We start from the raw sequence: 17,281 nt of genomic DNA on the forward strand, positions 1-17,281 counted from the left end.
GAGGTGGCTCTCACTTCGGGTCGCGATCGGAGTCTGGCGCAGCCGGGGCTTGCGCTGCGGGCGGCGGGGAGCCGGCGAGCAGTTCATCGATGAGCGCGCGCATTCGCCGCCAGTGCGATCCTTCCCAGAAGACGCGGCAACACACGTCACAGGTACTGAAACGCGTGTGGCTCGCGCGCACTCCCGGCGGCAGGCGGTCTTCGACCTCGGCCTTGTCGATCGGTCGCAGCGGCGCGTTGCAGTCGAGGCACAGCGTGAAAGGTTTTGCGCTGCCGGCGAGGTCCAGCCGATCGAAGATCTCGCGCACCTGCTGCGCCGGCTTGAGCGCCCGCACATAACAGCCGTGCGTCAGCGTGCGGCGCTTGAGCAGTTCGCGGTCGCGCGTCAGCACGATGCGGCTGTCGCGCCCGGCGATGATCTCGATCTCGCCGTCGTCGAAATGGTTGTCGTAGAGCGTGTCGAAGCCCGTCATCCGCAACAGGTGGGCGAGCCCGCCGAGATGCGCGTCGGCGACGAAGCGCATCACGCGCAGCGGGTGGTGCCGCACACGCAGCAGCGGCGTGATGTCGAGCGATTCGAACTTCGGATACACCGCGACGCGATCGCCGTCGCGCAGCAGGCGGCCGAAATCGACGGATTCGCCGTTGACGAGCACGAGCTCGATTTCAGTGTGCGGCACGCCGAGCGCCTCGACCATGTGTTTGACCGTTGCCGCCTGCGCGCACGGCGCGTCGAACTCACGCCGACGGCGCCCCGGCGCGAGGAAGTCATTCAGCTCTTCATAGAATCGGAATGTCGCCGTCACCATCGCTGTGCTCTCGCATTGGGTGTCGGAGGAAGAGCGGGAAAAACCGCGCGTTCAGGGCTCCGGGCGGGGCTGGAATGCAAAACGCGCGGCGACTTCCGCATGCCTGATCGACTGCAGCGGAAGGCCGTGCCATATCACTCCCGAGCCCACTCCCGAGCCGCCGCCCATGACTTCGGTGAAGGCGGCGTCGCTCGCCGGCCCGCCGTCGTCGGCCTGGCACTGCTCGACGAACGCGGGAAGATCCCGGTCGTCGAGCAATCCGACCCCCTGCGACACCTGGAGCAGCACGTTGCCGTCCTCGTCGAGGTATGCGGCAATGGCCGGGGCCGTCGTCGCGCCGGTGTGCGCCGTGAGGCTGCTATCGACGTCGAGCCGCAGGACCAGCGGCGTGTAATCCAGCGTCACGAAGACGCGCTGCGGCCCGTTCTGGACGAACCAGTTGCCGTCGCTGTCCGAACGGTAATTCGTGTTCAGAAAACCGTTCAGCCCGGCGTGCGTGACCGGCTCTCCTTTGAGCCGCCAGCCGCCGCGACGGTCGAGCGACAGCCATCCATGGACGGCGGGCACGTCGGGCCAGCGGACATCGGTCGAGAGATCGGGCGTGGTCATCGGGAAAGTCGCGGATCAAAAGCAGCAGTATGAGCGTTTCGTCGCCAAGCGGAACGTGTCGGGGCAGGCGGGGTGCTGCGTCGCGCACGATCGATCGACGCGGTCCTGGTACGGAAAACAGCTGGCCGCCCGGTAAACAAGGAGCGGTGCCGGAGCGCATGCCGCCGGGAGCACGTCCGCTCCCGGCTGTCGGCGAAAGAAAACGCCAGCGTCAGCCGCGCGCTTTCGCGACCTGGCGCCAGCGGTGCAGCAGCGGCTCGGTGTAACCGCTCGGCTGCGCGCAGCCCTTGAAGATCAGATCCTTCGCGGCTTGGAACGCCACCGAGTCGTCGAAGTTCGGCGCCATCGGACGGTACAGCGGGTCGCCGGCGTTCTGCTGGTCGACGACCGCGGCCATGCGCTTGAGCGTCTCCATGACCTGCGCCTCGTTCGTCACGCCGTGGCGCAGCCAGTTGGCGATGTGCTGGCTCGAGATGCGCAGCGTCGCACGGTCTTCCATCAGGCCGATGTTGTTGATGTCCGGCACTTTGGAGCAGCCGACGCCCTGGTCGATCCAGCGCACGACGTAGCCGAGGATGCCCTGCGCATTGTTGTCGAGTTCCTGCTGGATCTCGGCCGTGCTCCAGTTCGCGCTCGCGGCGACCGGGACGGTCAGGAGGTGGTTCATCAGCGTATCGCGCTCGGCGGCGAGGCTGATCTTCTCCATTTCCTGCTGCACCGCCTGGACGTCGACCTGGTGGTAGTGCAGCGCATGCAATGTCGCGCCGGTCGGCGACGGCACCCACGCAGTCGTCGCGCCCGCTTTCGGGTGGCCGATCTTCTGCTTGAGCATCTCGGCCATCAGGTCCGGCATCGCCCACATGCCCTTGCCGATCTGTGCTTTGCCCCGCAGCCCGCAGTCGAGGCCGACCAGCACGTTCTGGCGCTCGTAGGCTTGGATCCACGCCGAGCTCTTCATGTCGCCCTTGCGGATCATCGGCCCCGCTTCCATCGCCGTGTGCATCTCGTCGCCGGTGCGGTCGAGGAAGCCGGTGTTGATGAACGCGACGCGCGACTCGGCCGCCTTGATGCACGCGGCGAGGTTCACCGAGGTGCGGCGCTCCTCGTCCATGATGCCGACTTTCATCGCGTCGGCGGGCAGGCCCAGCAGCTGCTCGACGCGGCCGAAGAGTTCGCTTGCGAAGGCGACTTCGGCCGGGCCGTGCATCTTCGGCTTGACGATGTACATGCTGCCGGTGCGCGAGTTGTGCTTGAGCTTCATGTCGCGCAGCGAGATCAGCGTCGTGACGACGCCGTCCAGGATGCCTTCGGGAATCTCGGCGCCGTCCGCGAGCAGGATCGCCGGATTGGTCATCAGATGGCCGACGTTGCGGATGAAGAGCAGCGACCGACCATGCAGCCGCAGCTGCGAGCCGTCGGGCGCGGTGTATTCGCGGTCCGCGTTCATCGTGCGCTCGACCGTCTTGCCGCCCTTGTCGAACGACTCGACGAGCGTGCCGGTGATCAGGCCCAGCCAGTTGCGGTACGCGACGATCTTGTCCTCGGCGTCAACAGCCGCGACCGAGTCTTCGCAGTCCATGATCGTCGTGATGGCCGATTCGACGAGCACGTCCTTGATGCCGGCGGCGTCGGTCTTGCCGATCGCGTGGTTGCGGTCGAACTGGATCTCGAGGTGCAGACCGTGGTTCTTCAGCAGCACCGCCTTCGGCGCCGCCGCGTCGCCCTGGAAGCCAGCGAACTTCGACGCGTCGGCCAGGCCGGTCTTCGTGCCGTCCTGCAGCGTGACGACGAGTTTGCCGCCTTCGGCGGCGTAGCCGGCGGCCTTCGAGTGGTCACCCTGCGCGAGCGGCGCGGCCTGGTTCAGCACGTCGCGGGCGAAGGCGATGACGCGCGCCCCGCGCACCGGGTTGTAGGACGCGCCGGCTTCCGCGCCGCCGTCCGACGGGATCGCGTCGGTGCCGTAGAGGGCATCATAGAGGCTGCCCCAGCGCGCGTTCGCGGCGTTCAGCGCATACCGGGCGTTCATGATCGGCACGACGAGCTGCGGCCCGCACTGCTCGCGGATCTCGATATCGACATTGGCGGTCGTGATCTTGAACGGGGCCGGGGCCGGCTGCAGATAGCCGATTTGCTCGAGGAAGGCACGGTAGGCCGACATGTCGGCAATCGGGCCCGGGTGGGCACGGTGCCAGGCGTCGATCTCGACCTGCAGACGGTCGCGCTCGGCGAGCAGCGCGCGGTTCTTGACCGCGAGTTCGTTGGCCAGATCGCTGAAGCCTTTCCAGAACGCGCCGGCGTCGATCCCGGTGCCGGGCAGGGCTTCGGTTTCGATGAAGCGGTGCAGCGCCGCGTCCACCTGGAGCTGATTGCATTGGATTCGTTCGGTCATGATGTCTCGCCTTTATTACAGGTAGGTCGTGTAAAAATAGTAGATGGTCAGGGAAGTGCCGACCGTGATGATGAAGCGCCGTAACCACACGGCAGGAACCTTGCGGGCGCCGACCGCGCCCCAGTAACCGCCCACCGCGGCGGTCGCCAGCATGACGAGCGTGTGAGGCCAGCTCACCGCGCCGGCGATGACGAAGGTCACGACGGCGACGCTGTAGATCACCGCCGACAGCCAGTTCTTCAGCGCATTGATGTCGTGGATGTCGCGATGGCCCTGGATCGCCAGCGCTGCGATCATCACGATGCCCATGCCGGCACCGAAGAACCCGCCGTAGATGGACACCCCGAACTGAAACAGCAGACCGCCCGGCGTCGCATGGGACGGGCCGCTCGCGGCCTGCCCGCGCAGCCGTGCGAGCAGTGTGGAAATCCGTCCGCTGCCGGCGAACATCACCGTCGCGATCAGCAACAGCCACGGAATCAGCATCGAGAACGTGTCGTCGCGCGTCGACAGCAATAGCAAGCCGCCGGCGATGCCGCCGACGAACGCGACGGCGGTGAGCGCCGGCAGGCCTTTGCCGAAGCGCACGAGTTCGCTGCGATAGGCGTAGGCGCTCGACAGGCTCGCCGGCCACAGCGCGACCGCGTTGCTGGCGTTCGCAATCACCGGCGGCACGCCGATCGCAAGCAGCGCCGGGAACGAGAAGAACGTCCCGCCGCCGGCGACCGCGTTCATCGCGCCAGCCATCGCCGCGGCGGCACCGATGACGAGGAGTTCGGTCGGGGTCATCGGTGAACGCTCATGCGCGGGGTGCGCCGACAAGGCGCGGACGGACGAAATCGACGACGTCGGTGAGCCGCTGGCCGATCACCGACGGCGTCACGTCGAGAGCTTCCAGCGGCTGGCCCGAGCGGTTGATCCAGAAGGTCGTGTAGCCGAACCAGGTCGCTCCGGCCGCGTCCCAGCCGTTCGACGAGACGAACAGGATGTCGCGCGCCGCGCAGCCGAAAGCGTCCGGGCCGAGCTGGTACGCAGCGTCGGCGGTCTTGTACTGGCGCACCGTGTCGACCGACAGCACATGATCGAACAGTCCGTTCATGCCGGCGCTCTTGATCGCGACATCGAGCATCCGTGGCGTGCCGTTCGACAGCACGGCCAGCGGCACGCCGAGTTCGCGCAATGTCTTCAGCGCGCCGAGGTTTTCAGGGAACGGCGACAGGCACGAATACTGGTTCATCAACTGGCGATGCCGGGCATCGTTCATGTCCAGGCCGAGCCGGCTCGCCGAAAACCGCAGCGCGTCGTCGGTCACTTCGAGGAACGGTTTGTAGCGGCCCGACAGGGTGCGCAGCAACGAGTATTCGATCTGCTTCAGCCGCCACAGCGCGGTCAGCGCTTCGCCGTGGCCGGGAAAAAGCTGCTCGGCGAGCGCGCCGACGGAATAGACGTCGAAGAGCGTGCCGTAAGCGTCGAAAGCGATCGCGCGGATCTGGCCAGTGTGTTTCATCGTCATCGGAATTCCGGTTCGTGCGCCTTTGCGACCGGCAACCCTGCTGGACGAAGGCATCTCGTTTATCGGGCAGCGTGTTCTCCACCCCGAAGTTGAGGAGGAGTGTATTGGTATCATGGGCGCGATAGAAGACGTGCATCAGTCAATTTATCTGTTACTTTTAGTACAAAGTGGACACGTTCAAACAGGTCGAGAGTTTCGTCAGCGTTGCGAGCCGAGGCAGCCTTTCGGCCGCAGCACGGGCCGAGGGTGTCACGCCAGCCATCATCGGACGACGGCTCGACGCGCTGGAACAGCGCCTGGGAGTCAAGCTGCTGACGCGCACGACGCGCAGCATCGCGCTGACGTTCGAAGGCGCCGCGTTCCTTGAGGATTGCCAGCGCATCCTGCACGATCTGGCGAATGCCGAAGCGTCGGTCAGCCTCGGTGGAGTCAAGGCCAGCGGACACATCCGGGTGTCGGCGCCCGCCGGCTTCGGCCGCATCCACGTCGCACCGCTGATGCGCGATTTCCTCGAAATGAACCCGGACGTGTCATGCATGCTGGATCTAAGCGATCGGGTCGTCGACCTCGTCAACGAAGGCATCGACTGCGCGATCCGCATCGGCGAGCTTCCCGATTCGAGCCTGGTGTCGATCCGGCTCGCCGAGAACCGCCGCGTCGTCGTCGCGAGCCCGGCCTACCTCGCTCGCTTCGGCGCGCCGGCGGTGCCGCAGGATCTCTCCGGCCACAAGTGCCTGTCGCTCGGTCAGCAGCGGGGCTGGCTGTTCCGCGATGAGGACGGGGAGACGATCACGCTCAAGGTCGGCGGCCGGTTCGAATGCAACGACGGCGCGGTGCTGCACGAGTGGGCGCTCGCCGGTCACGGCCTTGCATGGCGCTCGCTGTGGGAGGTCGACGCCGACCTGCGCGCCGGGCGTCTGGTGTCGGTGCTGGACACGTTCGCCGCGCCAACGACGGGCATCTACGCCGTCTTCCCGCAGCGCAAGCATCTCGCGCTGCGCGTCCGGCTCTTCATCGATCACCTGAAAAATCACTACGGTCGCCCGGACTACTGGCGGCCGGGCTGATCGGCGTGGGCAATGGGAAGGCAGCCGTCGGTGGCAGCCCGTTTTGCCGCGAACGAGTACAACCCTTTTATGCACACGCGACAGTTGAACCCTGCGCCTACCTGATGTATATTTCGCCGCCTTGCTGCTGTAGCTCAGTCGGTAGAGCAACTGATTCGTAATCAGTAGGTCACCAGTTCGATTCCGGTCAGCAGCACCATAGATTCAAGCAAAAAGGCCAATCCTTCAGGGATTGGCCTTTTTGCTTGTCGGGCGGCCGGTTCGGGCGAGTCCGCTCGCCTCTCTGCACGTAGAGGGGACGATTTTGTATCAAATCGTCGCGGATAACCGCATGCAGGGAGGGAATCCTGGACCGCACTCGTGTCCCTCCTCACTGCTCCCGGAACCGAATAACCCCTAGGCGGAAAGCGGCTTTCGTGGCTGGAGTGCGCCCTGAGAGCCTGAAGATCGCAAGGTTGAAATTCCGGATATCGCTGCGGGCGATGCTCTCGCGCGAGTAGCTCTGCGCTCTGGCTGATGGCCTTTCATGCCCTATAGTTCGCAATTTTGTGCCTTGAGGCATCCCACTAAAACCGCATTCGTACCGGGCACCCCCTATGGATCCCGAAGAGAACCCGCTGGTGCTCGTTGTCAATGACGACGACGCCAGTCTTAAAGCGATTACTGCCCTGCTTGAAACGGCGGCCGAGCAGCTGCGTTTCACCATCATGACTGCGCGATCGGGCGAGGAGGCGCTGCGGCAGCTTCTCGATCATGAATTCGCCACGATCCTGCTCGACGTGAACATGCCCGGACTCGACGGATTCGAGACTGCCCGGCTAATTCACGGCCGCCCCCGTTCGGCGGCGATACCGATCATCTTCCTGACCGCTCACCGGTCCGACGAACTCGACCGGATCAAGGGTTACGAGGCCGGCGCGGCCGATTACCTCTTCACTCCGCTCGTCCCGCAGGTGCTGCAGGCAAAAGTGGGGGTGTTCGTCGAGCTGTGTCGGCAACGGCGGGAACTGGAGCACAAGGCGGCTTTGCTCGCGGATCTCAATCGCGAGCTGCAGGTACAGCGCCTGGAGGATCTGGAGCGGGCCAACGCGGCCCTGCAGACGGAAGTTGCAGAGCGGCGGGGGGCGGAAAAGCTGGCTCGGGATCTCGCGCTTCGGGACACGCTGACGGGGTTTTTCAACCGCCGCTCGCTAAACGAGCGTCTCGCACATGCGATCGCTGTCGCGGGTCGCCAGAATGACCGTCTCGCATTGCTGTTTCTGGACCTCGATCGCTTCAAGCACGTCAATGATTCGCTCGGGCACGACAAGGGGGACGAGCTGCTGAAACAGGTCGCCGCGCGGCTGCGCTGCGCCGTGCGGGAGGCTGACACGCTGGCCCGGTTCGGCGGCGACGAATTCGTCGTGTTGCTCGAAAACCTGCACGACAGGGACGATGCCGCGCAAGTGGCGATCAAGATCTGCGCCGCGCTGGCGCATCCGTTCGAGCTTGGCTCGAGCACGGTGAAAGTGTCGGCCAGTGTCGGGATCAGCCTTTACCCGGATGACGGGACGAGTGCGGGCGTGCTGATGAAGAATGCCGATCTGGCGATGTACGAAGCAAAGCAGAGGGGGCGCAACGGCCACGAGTTCTATCACGAGGAGCTCAACCGTCGCCTCCTCGAACGCATCCGACACGAGCGCGAGCTGCAGCAGGCGCTGGACAACGACGAATTCGAGTTGCACTACCAGCCGAAGGTCAACGTCGTCGACGGAACGATCGCCGGGCTGGAAGCATTGCTGCGCTGGCACCATCCCCAACTCGGATTCCTTTCTGCCGAACAGTTCATGGGGCTCGCCGAAGAGACCGGCATGCTGGTGCCGCTGGGCGAATGGGCGCTGCGTGCGGCATGCCGTCAGGCGCGGCAATGGCAGGATGCGGGATGGCTCAAGGACACCGTGCGAATCGCGGTGAATGTCGCCGAGCCGCAGATCTATTCGGCGCTGCCCGACACGCTCGCGCGCCTGCTCGACGAGCACGAACTGTCTCCGGCGCATATCGAACTCGAGATCACCGAAACTTTGCTGATGCGCGATGTGGACCAGGCGGCGAGCGTGCTCGCGCAGATCGGCGCAACCGGCGTGTCGATCGCGGTCGATGACTTCGGCACCGGCTACTCGTCGCTCGCGATCCTCAAGGCGCTTCCGATTCACATCCTCAAGATCGACCAATCGTTCGTGCGCGACCTGCCGCACGACCGCGACACTCATGCCATTGTCACGGCGATCGTCCAGATGGCGCACGCGATCGGGCTCAACGTCATCGCTGAAGGGGTGGAAAACGAAGCCCAGCTCGGCGCGTTGCGCAGGCTCGGATGCGATGAATACCAGGGGTACCTCTACAGCAAGCCGCTCTCGGCGAGCGAGTTGACGAAGAAATTCACCACCGGTGGGGCCAAACGCATGCAGGGCAACATGCGCTGGCGCGCATTGGCGGTGAACTGCGAAAACCAGCTTAGCCTCGCCGAAAAGTAAGGCTCAGCACAAAGAGTATCAAGCAATGCTAAGACAAATGAGTATCACCACCCGCCTGGTTGCCGGGTTTTCCCTGATGCTGGTGGCGACTCTGCTGCTGGGTGTGATGAGCCTGCGCAGCATCCAAGGCCTCGCTGAGACGACCGCGAGCATGTACCGGCACCCGTTCACGGTGGCCCTCGCGATTCGCGAAGCGAAGACCGAAGCCCTTGTCGCCCAGCAGGTCATGAACACTCTGGTGCACTATGCCGACCCCGCGGAAGTCGAGAGCCTCGAGCAGAGGCTCGAGGCGCGGCGCAAGGAAAATGACGAGAGGTATGCGCTGCTGCGGGAGCGTTACAGTGGCAGCCCGGCCGACCTGGACAGGATTCAGCGGGCGCGGGATGACTGGAGGGCGGCACGCGCCGAGACGATCGCGCTGGTGAAAAACGGCCGTCGCGCCGAGGCGATCGTTTTGCACCGCGAGCGTTCGGAGGGGCTCGTCAATGCGCTGCTCGACCGCATGAATGTCGTTTCGAATTTCTCGGTCGAGCGGGCCTCGAACTACCAGCAGGCTGCCGGGAACGAGGCGGCGTCCGCCAAGCGCCTGCTCGTCGTCACGCTGGTGCTGATCCTGGCTGCGGGAGCGGCCTTGACCTTCATCGTCACGCACAGTGTCAACCGCTCGCTGCGACGCGCGGCTGGCGAAGTCAAGCGGGTGATCGAAAGCAGTTCGGACAAGGCACGCGTCGTCGAGGCGATCGGCGCGGGAGACCTGAGCCAGGAGATCGCAGAGTCGAAACCCCTCAAGATCGACCCGGAAGCTCTGCCGCACGACGAAACCGGGGTCCTGCTCAAGGCGGCGGCGCAACTGAGCGCCGTCCAGAACGAGCTCGACCACTCCTTCCGCAACATGACTTCGTCGTTGCGCCAGGCGCGCGCGCAGGCCCGGGATGCGGACTGGCTCAAGAGCGGGTTGAATGAGCTCAACTCGGTGATGCGGGGAGAGCCGGCGACGTTGGAGATTGCCGACAAGGTGCTGGCGTACCTCGTCGAATACCTGAAAGCGGGGGTGGGCGCGCTGTATCTGCTCGACGAGCGCGCGGAGGAACTGAACCTCGCAGCGAGCTATGCCTTCACCCGGCGCAAGAACCTCGGCGACCGCTTCCGCCTCGGCGAGGGGCTGATCGGGCAGGCGGCCCGGGAACGCAAGCCGATCTGCCTCGCGAACGTGCCGGGCGATTATCTGCCGATCGCCTCCGCGCTCGGCGAGTCGGTGCCGAAAGTCGTCCTCGCGCTGCCGTTGCTGCATGGAACGCGGCTGATCGGCGCACTCGAGATCGGCACGTTCTCCGAGATGACGGACATCCAGCTCGAGTTTCTGAGCCTGGCGCAGGAAGCCATCGCGATCGGCCTGAGCGTCAGTCTGTCGCGGCAGCGGATGGCCGAGCTCCTCGAAGAGACTCAGCAGCAGGCCGAAGAACTCCGCGTGCAGCAGGAGGAACTGCAGCAAAGCAACGAGGAGCTGGAAGAACGCGCCCAGATGCTCGAGACGCAGCGCGAAAACATCCGGGCGAAGAACCGCGAGATCAAGCTCGCTGCCGAAGACCTCCGCCTGAAGGCGCAGGAACTCGAGCGCGTCAGCGCATACAAGTCGCAATTTCTCGCGAACATGTCGCACGAACTGCGCACGCCGCTCAACAGCCTGATGATTCTGTCCAGCCTGCTGATGCAGAACAAGGACGGCAACCTGAGCGAAAAGCAGGTCGAGTTCGCGTCGACGATCCACTCGGCCGGCACCGATCTGCTCGACCTCATCAACGATATTCTCGATCTGTCGAAGATCGAGGCAGGGCGGATCGAACTCGACTTCGCCGATATCGCCGTCGAGGACCTGTCCGCCTCCATGCGCACCTTGTTCCAGTCCCAGGCCGAGCAGAAGCAGATCGCTTTCAGTTTGGAAGTCGAGGCGGATGTGCCCCCAACGTTCCACGGCGATTCGCAGCGCGTTCATCAGATATTGAAGAACCTTCTTTCCAACGCCCTGAAGTTCACCGAACACGGCGAAGTCAGGCTGTGCGTGACTTTCCCTTGCGGGAGCGCGAATCCCCTGCCGGTGCCCGCGATCGCGTTCGCAGTCAGCGATACCGGCATCGGGATTCCGCCGGACAAGCAGCAAGGGATTTTCGATGCCTTCCGGCAGGCCGACGGTTCGATCAGCCGCAAATACGGCGGCACCGGGCTGGGCCTTTCGATCTCGCTCGAGCTCGCCCGCAGAATGAATGGCGATATCCGCATGAGCAGCAGCGAGGGCAAGGGCAGCGTGTTCGTCCTGTACCTGCCGCTCGGCGTCGAAAGCGACAAGGCACGGGAGCGGCGCCGTCCGCCCGCCGCGCTGCTCGCGCAGCCGCCGGTGATCGCTACCGAGTCCGAGGTGCCGGTCCGTTCCGCAAAAACGGAGGAGCCCGTTCATTCGAAAGCCGGCGACCGCAGCATCCTGGTCGTCGAGGATGACCACGAGTTCGCGAAGATCCTGCAGGAAACGATCCGGGAGCGCGGGTTCTCCGTCCTCGTCGCCGAGAGCGGGGAAAAAGGGCTCGAACTCGCGGAGCGGGAGCTGCCGAGCGCAATCATCCTCGACGTGATGCTGCCCGGCATCGACGGCTGGAACGTGATGCGCAGCCTGAAGGACAATCCGCGCACCCGCCACATCCCGGTGCATTTCCTCACCTGCCTCGAGGAGCGGCAAAAAGCTTTGGGGATGGCGGCGATCGGCTTCGCGACAAAACCCCTCAACAGTGACCAGCTGAACGACGTCCTCGGGGCAATCGAGCGCTCGGTGACGAAGTCGGTCAAGCGGCTCCTCGTCGTCGAGGACGACCAGAACGAGGCCTACAGCATCGTCGCGCTGCTCGACGACAAGGACGTCGAGATCTCCGTGGCCGCTTCGGGACGCGAAGCGGTCGATCTGCTGGCATCTGAAAGCTTCGATTGCGTCGTCCTCGACCTGGGGCTGCCGGAGATGTCCGGTTTCGACCTGCTCGATCATATGCAGGCAATGGAACGTGGCGAGCGCATTCCGGTCGTCATCCACTCCGGCCGCGAGCTGAGCGAGGATGACGAGCGCAGGCTGCGGCGTTATGCGGAGAGCATTGTGATCAAGGGCGCGAAGAGCCCCGAGCGCCTGATCAACGAAGTGACCCTGTTCCTGCACCAGGTCGAAACGCGGCTGCCCGCCAACAAGCGGCGCATGATCCGCGCGGCGCTCGACAAGGAGGCGATGCTCGAAGGCAGGAAAGTCCTGCTGGTCGACGACGACATGCGCAACCTGTTCTCGCTGTCGAGCGTGCTTGCCGAAAAGGACATGATCGTGATCGAGGCGGACAACGGCCGCAAGGCGCTGGCCCGTCTGGAAGAGCATCCGGACGTGTCGATCGTGCTCATGGACATCATGATGCCGGAAACCGACGGCTATGCCGCGATGCGCGAAATCCGCCGCAATCCGCGCTTCAGCCAACTTCCGGTGATCGCGATGACCGCCAAGGCGATGAAAGGCGATTACGAGAAGTGCCTCGAGGCCGGAGCGAGCGACTACATCGCCAAGCCGATCGATGTCGACAAGCTGTTTTCGCTGATTCGGGTGTGGATGTATCAGCGTGTCTGAGTGGGGCGACGCGCAACCGGACCTGCAAGAGGTCGAAATACGGCTGCTGCTCGAGGGAATCGAGCAGGTATACGGCTACGACTTCCGCGACTATGCAGAAGCCTCGATTCGGCGCCGCCTCGTGCACTGGCTGGCCGAATCCGGCTTCGAGACGTTTTCGCTTGCCCAGTCACGGGTGTTGCGCGATCGCCGCGTCTTCGATTCGCTGCTGCGCGGAATCACGATCAACGTCACGGAAATGTTCCGCGACCCCGGCTTCTTCAGGATGCTGCGCACGAAAGTCGTTCCCTTCCTACGGACGTATCCGTTTGTCAAGATCTGGCACGCAGGCTGTGCCACCGGCGAGGAAGCCTACTCGATGGCGATCCTGCTCAACGAGGAGGGGATGGCGGGGCGCTACCGGATCTACGCGACCGACATCAACGAGGCGATCCTCGAGCGCGCGCAGGAAGGCATCCTGTCGGTCGCGAGCATGCAGCTGTTCACCCGCAACTACCAGTTGAGCGGCGGAGCCGCGTCTTTCGCGGATTACTACACGGCGCGCTACGAGCATGCGCTCCTGTCCCCGGCGTTGCGGAAAAATATCGTCTTCGCGCCGCACAACCTCGCGACCGACGCAGAGTTCGGCGAAATGAACATGATCCTGTGCCGCAACGTCATGATCTATTTCAAGCCGCCGCTCAAGGAACGCTGCCTGCGCCTGTTCGACGACAGTCTCCCGCCCGGCGGATTTCTCTGCCTCGGGCTCAAGGAGGTGCTCGAACGGACGAGCATCGAAGCCCGCTTCGCCGAACTCGATGGTCCGATGCGCATCTACAGGAAGCGTTACGACTGAGCGTCCTGCGGCCCGGCTCCAAAGTGGGACGAGAACGGCGAGAGGCGCAAGGGTCCCTTCAGCCGACTCTTCCCTATGACGATTCTGCAGAAAGGATCCGTCGGGTGACGCGCCCCGGTGTGCCGCGCTCGACCTGGGTTATGACTTCGTCAATCCTTGCGAAATCGGCATCGAGCCGAGAAAAACGTCTCGTTTTCCCGCAGATCGACGCTGAAAACGGCCAAAGCCGGCTGCTAGACTGGCGCTCGGTCATCAATCAGCGAACCAACGTTCTGAAGGGAAAGAGCAGGAATGTCATATCTGGCCGACGTGTTGTGGCACAGATTCGCCGGCCCGTTGCCGGGCGAGCTGGATAAGTCGGAACTCGGCTACCTCTTCCTTCCGAACCGGCACATGCCGCTTCTGATGCGGCGCCGGGCGACCATGATCGTCAATCGCGTGCGGATGTTCGCGTTTCTGTTCGCCGTGCTCACGCCGCTGTGGAGCGTGATCGACTTCGTCGTCTTTCCGCCGTCGCTGTGGGTCACCCTCGCGCTGATGCGGCTTCTTGCCAGCGCGGCGTTCGCGACTGTCCTGATCTTCTACCGGCCATCGGGCAAACTGTTCGATGCCTACGGGGCGATCGCGATCCTGTTCGCAATTCCGACGGCATTCTATGTCGCTTCGCACACCCTGCTCGGGACGTACCAGCTGTCCGAGCTCTCGGCAGCGATCGGCGCCGGCTATGCTTTCCTGCCGTTCGTCCTGCTTGCGGGCCTGTCGGTTTTCCCGCTGACGCTGATCGAGAACGTGCTCATATCGAGCCCGATCCTGCTCGCCCAGGCCCTTGCCGGCTATCTGAGCTGGTCGACGCTCAACTGGCCGTCGTTTGCCGGCTCGTTCTGGTTGCTGGTGCTGATCACCGGCGTATCGATCACTGCCGGGATGAGCCAGCTCGCGTTCATGACAGCGCTGGTCCGCCAGTCGGTGCGAGACCCCCTGACCGGCGCCTTTTCGCGCGGCAGCGGCGAAGAAATGCTCGAACTGCAACTGGGCCTCGCGAATCGCAACCAGGCGTCGATCACGGTCGCCTTCATCGACGTCGATCACTTCAAGAGCATCAACGACCGCTTCGGCCATGAAGCGGGCGACAAGGTCCTGATCACGCTCGCCGCGCATATCACGGCGGCGCTGCGTCGGGTCGACATACTGGTCCGCTGGGGCGGCGAAGAATTCGTCGTCATCATGCCCAATACCGATCTCGCGAAAGCGCGGACGGCGATCGAGCGCCTGTGCAGGCTCGGTCTGGGCATGGGGCCGGATGGCACGCCGGTGACCGCCAGCATCGGCCTGGCGGAGCGTTGTACCGATGGCACTGGCGACTGGAAAGCTCTGATCGAGAAAGCCGATCAGCGGATGTATCACGCCAAGCACAACGGCCGAGACCAAGTCTGCTTCGGCGCCTGCTAGAAGTGTGCCGCCCCGCAAGGGGGCGGTCTCATGAGAGTGCCGGCAGCGCCGCTTCAGAGGGGCGTGCCGATGCGGTGCAGAGGGCGTGTGCCGCTGTGCTAACATTCCCCGCTTCTCTTGCGTACACCGGGCACGGTGTGGGCGCTCGTGCCATTCCGAACGGAAGAATCATGCGCATTTTGGTGAGTAACGACGACGGTTATTTTGCTCCGGGGATCGCCGCCCTCGCTGAAGCGCTGCAGGAGGTCGGGGACGTTACCGTGGTGGCGCCCGAGCGTGACCGAAGCGGCGCAAGCAATTCCTTGACGCTCGATCGCCCGTTGTCACTGCGGCGGGCGGCAAACGGTTTCCATTTCGTCAACGGCACGCCGACCGACTGCGTGCACCTGGCGGTCACCGGCATGCTCGATCACCTTCCGGACATGGTCGTGTCGGGCGTGAATCACGGCGCGAACATGGGCGACGACACGATTTATTCGGGCACGGTCGCCGCTGCCACCGAAGGGTTCCTGCTCGGAGTGCCGGCAATTGCGGTGTCTCTCGTGAGCAAGGCGGCGACCGATTTTTCGGCAGCTGCGCGTGTCGCGCGCGATCTCGCGGAGCGATTCACCCGCGTCCCTTTCCAGCACCCGGTACTGCTGAACGTGAATGTGCCGGACCGCCCCTACGAAGAACTGCGCGGCATCCGCGTCACGAGGCTGGGCAAGCGGCACAAGGCCGAACCGGTGATCCGCAGCACGACTCCGCGCAACGAGACCGTCTATTGGGTCGGCGCAGCGGGGCAGGCTGCGGACGCAGGGGAGGGTACCGATTTCCAGGCGGTGGCGGAAGGTTTCGTTTCCGTCACCCCGCTACAGATCGACCTCACCCACAACGGCCTCATTTCCAGCGTCGCCGAATGGGTCGGTAGATGAACATGCGCCCCCCGGACCCCGGGCAGGCCTCGAGTCGTGCCCGTGCGCGCATGGTCGAGCGGCTCCGGGCGCAGGGGATTGCCGACGAGAAGGTGCTCGGGGCGATGATGCAGATCCCGCGCCACGCGTTTGTCGATGAAGGCCTCGCCTTCAGCGCATACGACGACACGGCGCTGCCGATCGGATACCAGCAGACGATTTCGCAACCGCTGGTGGTCGCGCGCATGATCGAGATCCTGCGCGCCGGCCGCGAACTGGGACGGACGCTTGAAGTCGGCGCCGGCTGCGGCTACCAAGCCGCGGTACTGTCCCTCGTGGCGACCGAAGTGTATGCCGTCGAGCGCATTCGCCCCCTTCTCGACCGTGCCCGCGAAAACCTGCGGCCCTTGCGGCTGCCGAACGTTCGTCTCAAATACGCCGACGGCAATCTGGGATTGCCCGAAGCTGCTCCTTTTGACACCATTATTGTGGCTGCCGCTGCGGCCGGCATTCCGGGCTCGCTGAAGGAGCAACTCGCTCCGGGCGGGCGGCTGATGATCCCGCTCGGGACCGCCGACCAGCGTCTCGTGATGACCGAGCGGCACGGCAATATTTTCAGGGAAAGCCGGTTCGAAGCGGTGCGCTTCGTCCCCTTGCTCACTGGTACCGAATGATCCATTCAGTAAAATCCGCTTCGTTGAAGTTTTTCGGCCCCGTCCTTCTCGCTGCGCTGCTGTCGGCCTGCGCAGCGACCGGCCCGGCTCCTGTCCGCGACACGACGCCTCCCCCCTCGACCCAGGCTCCATCCGAGGCTCCGACCACCGGTGCCAAGCAGCCCGTTCATGTGGTTCGGCCGGGCGACACCCTGATGGGGATCGCACGGTTGCATGGGGTGACAGCAAAGGATCTCGTCGTCTGGAACAATTTGACGGATCCGAATCAAATACATGTGGGCCGCGAATTGCTCGTCGGCCCCCCGGTGGATGCAGTTGCGCAGCCGATCGCGATCGGTGAACCCGTGGAAGTGCAGCCGGTGAAGCCGGGAAGCGACGGCAACGGCGTGGTGGTCAAGCAGGAGCCGAAGGGTGGAAAGCAGCCTTATAGCGACGAAGCGTGGGCTTCCGTCCAGCCTCGCTCGACCCTGCCTCCGGTTGTGCCGCCGACCGCGCCGGAAGCGGATAGGACGGTGGCTGCCGATGCCGTATGGTTGTGGCCGGTAAGCGGCCAGGTCATCGGTACGTTCGACGAAGCCGCCAACAAGGGGCTCGATATCGCCGGCAAACCGGGTGATCCGGTGATTGCCTCGGCGGGAGGCAAGGTAGTGTATTCGGGCAGCGGCTTGCGCGGCTATGGAAAACTGGTCATCATCAAGCACGACGCGAACTATCTCACGGCATACGCGCACAACCAGCAGCTGCTGGTCAAGGAAGGGGAGTCGGTTACCAAGGGTCAGAGAATCGCAGAGCTCGGAAGTACCGATGCGGATCGCCCGAAGCTTCACTTCGAGATTCGCAAGCAGGGACGTCCGGTGGATCCGATGAAATATCTGCCTGCACGCTAAC

At 64.3% G+C, this 17,281-nt stretch carries 13 protein-coding genes and 1 tRNA gene; 9 read left to right on the forward strand and 5 right to left on the reverse strand.

Annotated features, from left to right (window positions below; translation table 11 throughout):
- Positions 1-10 precede the first annotated feature (10 nt).
- From GO608_RS14455 to GO608_RS14475, 5 genes are all read right to left on the reverse strand, one after another.
- Complete coding sequence (locus tag GO608_RS14455; protein ID WP_169197715.1) at positions 11-808, reverse strand: Mut7-C RNAse domain-containing protein; 798 nt, start codon at positions 806-808, stop codon at positions 11-13.
- 51 nt (positions 809-859) lie between these two features.
- Positions 860-1,417 (reverse strand): DUF2946 family protein, encoded by a 558-nt coding sequence (locus GO608_RS14460; RefSeq protein ID WP_169197716.1) that lies wholly within the window; start codon positions 1,415-1,417, stop codon positions 860-862.
- A gap of 211 nt (positions 1,418-1,628) precedes the next feature.
- Positions 1,629-3,806: a malate synthase G gene (locus GO608_RS14465; protein ID WP_169197717.1), complete on the reverse strand. Its 2,178-nt coding sequence runs from the start codon at positions 3,804-3,806 to the stop codon at positions 1,629-1,631.
- A 15-nt stretch (positions 3,807-3,821) separates the two neighbouring features.
- Positions 3,822-4,595, reverse strand: a complete 774-nt coding sequence (locus GO608_RS14470; protein ID WP_169197718.1) for a sulfite exporter TauE/SafE family protein — start codon at positions 4,593-4,595, stop codon at positions 3,822-3,824.
- Between the two features lie 10 nt (positions 4,596-4,605).
- Positions 4,606-5,319, reverse strand: coding sequence for a haloacid dehalogenase type II (locus GO608_RS14475; RefSeq protein WP_247003159.1), 714 nt, complete (start codon positions 5,317-5,319; stop codon positions 4,606-4,608).
- 167 nt (positions 5,320-5,486) lie between these two features.
- On the opposite strand from GO608_RS14475, the gene GO608_RS14480 reads away from it, so the two are divergent.
- From GO608_RS14480 to GO608_RS14520, 9 genes are all read left to right on the forward strand, one after another.
- Positions 5,487-6,386, forward strand: coding sequence for a LysR family transcriptional regulator (locus GO608_RS14480; protein WP_169197719.1), 900 nt, complete (start codon positions 5,487-5,489; stop codon positions 6,384-6,386).
- Positions 6,387-6,509: 123 nt separating this feature from the next.
- Positions 6,510-6,585: transfer RNA gene (locus tag GO608_RS14485), tRNA-Thr, on the forward strand.
- 397 nt (positions 6,586-6,982) lie between these two features.
- A complete protein-coding gene (locus tag GO608_RS14490) occupies positions 6,983-8,899 on the forward strand; it encodes a putative bifunctional diguanylate cyclase/phosphodiesterase (RefSeq protein ID WP_169197720.1) in 1,917 nt (638 codons plus the stop codon).
- Between the two features lie 37 nt (positions 8,900-8,936).
- The gene (locus tag GO608_RS14495) at positions 8,937-12,542 is read left to right on the forward strand and encodes a response regulator (RefSeq protein WP_247003161.1); all 3,606 of its coding nucleotides are present in this window, start codon (positions 8,937-8,939) and stop codon (positions 12,540-12,542) included.
- Positions 12,535-13,377 carry a CheR family methyltransferase gene (locus GO608_RS14500; RefSeq protein WP_169197722.1) on the forward strand — a complete coding sequence of 281 codons (843 nt, stop codon included), beginning with the start codon at positions 12,535-12,537 and terminating at the stop codon, positions 13,375-13,377. The genes GO608_RS14495 and GO608_RS14500 overlap by 8 nt, the downstream gene beginning before the upstream one ends.
- A gap of 291 nt (positions 13,378-13,668) precedes the next feature.
- Complete coding sequence (locus GO608_RS14505; protein WP_169197723.1) at positions 13,669-14,826, forward strand: GGDEF domain-containing protein; 1,158 nt, start codon at positions 13,669-13,671, stop codon at positions 14,824-14,826.
- Positions 14,827-14,996: 170 nt separating this feature from the next.
- Positions 14,997-15,740 carry a 5'/3'-nucleotidase SurE gene (gene surE / locus GO608_RS14510; protein WP_169197724.1) on the forward strand — a complete coding sequence of 248 codons (744 nt, stop codon included), beginning with the start codon at positions 14,997-14,999 and terminating at the stop codon, positions 15,738-15,740.
- A complete protein-coding gene (locus GO608_RS14515) occupies positions 15,737-16,393 on the forward strand; it encodes a protein-L-isoaspartate(D-aspartate) O-methyltransferase (protein ID WP_169197725.1) in 657 nt (218 codons plus the stop codon). The genes surE and GO608_RS14515 overlap by 4 nt, the downstream gene beginning before the upstream one ends.
- A complete protein-coding gene (locus GO608_RS14520) occupies positions 16,390-17,280 on the forward strand; it encodes a peptidoglycan DD-metalloendopeptidase family protein (RefSeq protein ID WP_169197726.1) in 891 nt (296 codons plus the stop codon). The genes GO608_RS14515 and GO608_RS14520 overlap by 4 nt, the downstream gene beginning before the upstream one ends.
- Position 17,281 lies beyond the last annotated feature (1 nt).

Source organism: Aromatoleum buckelii, from assembly GCF_012910785.2.
Taxonomy (GTDB): domain Bacteria; phylum Pseudomonadota; class Gammaproteobacteria; order Burkholderiales; family Rhodocyclaceae; genus Aromatoleum; species Aromatoleum buckelii.

Bases quoted from the DNA above. Each gene is read 5' to 3' on its own strand.
- GO608_RS14465 (WP_169197717.1), bottom strand. From the start codon at position 3,806: ATGACCGAACGAATCCAATGCAATCAGCTCCAGGTGGACGCGGCGCTG.
- GO608_RS14490 (WP_169197720.1), top strand. From the start codon at position 6,983: ATGGATCCCGAAGAGAACCCGCTGGTGCTCGTTGTCAATGACGACGAC.
- GO608_RS14455 (WP_169197715.1), bottom strand. From the start codon at position 808: ATGGTGACGGCGACATTCCGATTCTATGAAGAGCTGAATGACTTCCTC.
- GO608_RS14520 (WP_169197726.1), top strand. From the start codon at position 16,390: ATGATCCATTCAGTAAAATCCGCTTCGTTGAAGTTTTTCGGCCCCGTC.
- GO608_RS14460 (WP_169197716.1), bottom strand. From the start codon at position 1,417: ATGACCACGCCCGATCTCTCGACCGATGTCCGCTGGCCCGACGTGCCC.
- GO608_RS14470 (WP_169197718.1), bottom strand. From the start codon at position 4,595: ATGACCCCGACCGAACTCCTCGTCATCGGTGCCGCCGCGGCGATGGCT.
- GO608_RS14515 (WP_169197725.1), top strand. From the start codon at position 15,737: ATGAACATGCGCCCCCCGGACCCCGGGCAGGCCTCGAGTCGTGCCCGT.
- GO608_RS14495 (WP_247003161.1), top strand. From the start codon at position 8,937: ATGAGTATCACCACCCGCCTGGTTGCCGGGTTTTCCCTGATGCTGGTG.
- surE (WP_169197724.1), top strand. From the start codon at position 14,997: ATGCGCATTTTGGTGAGTAACGACGACGGTTATTTTGCTCCGGGGATC.
- GO608_RS14475 (WP_247003159.1), bottom strand. From the start codon at position 5,319: ATGACGATGAAACACACTGGCCAGATCCGCGCGATCGCTTTCGACGCT.
- GO608_RS14505 (WP_169197723.1), top strand. From the start codon at position 13,669: ATGTCATATCTGGCCGACGTGTTGTGGCACAGATTCGCCGGCCCGTTG.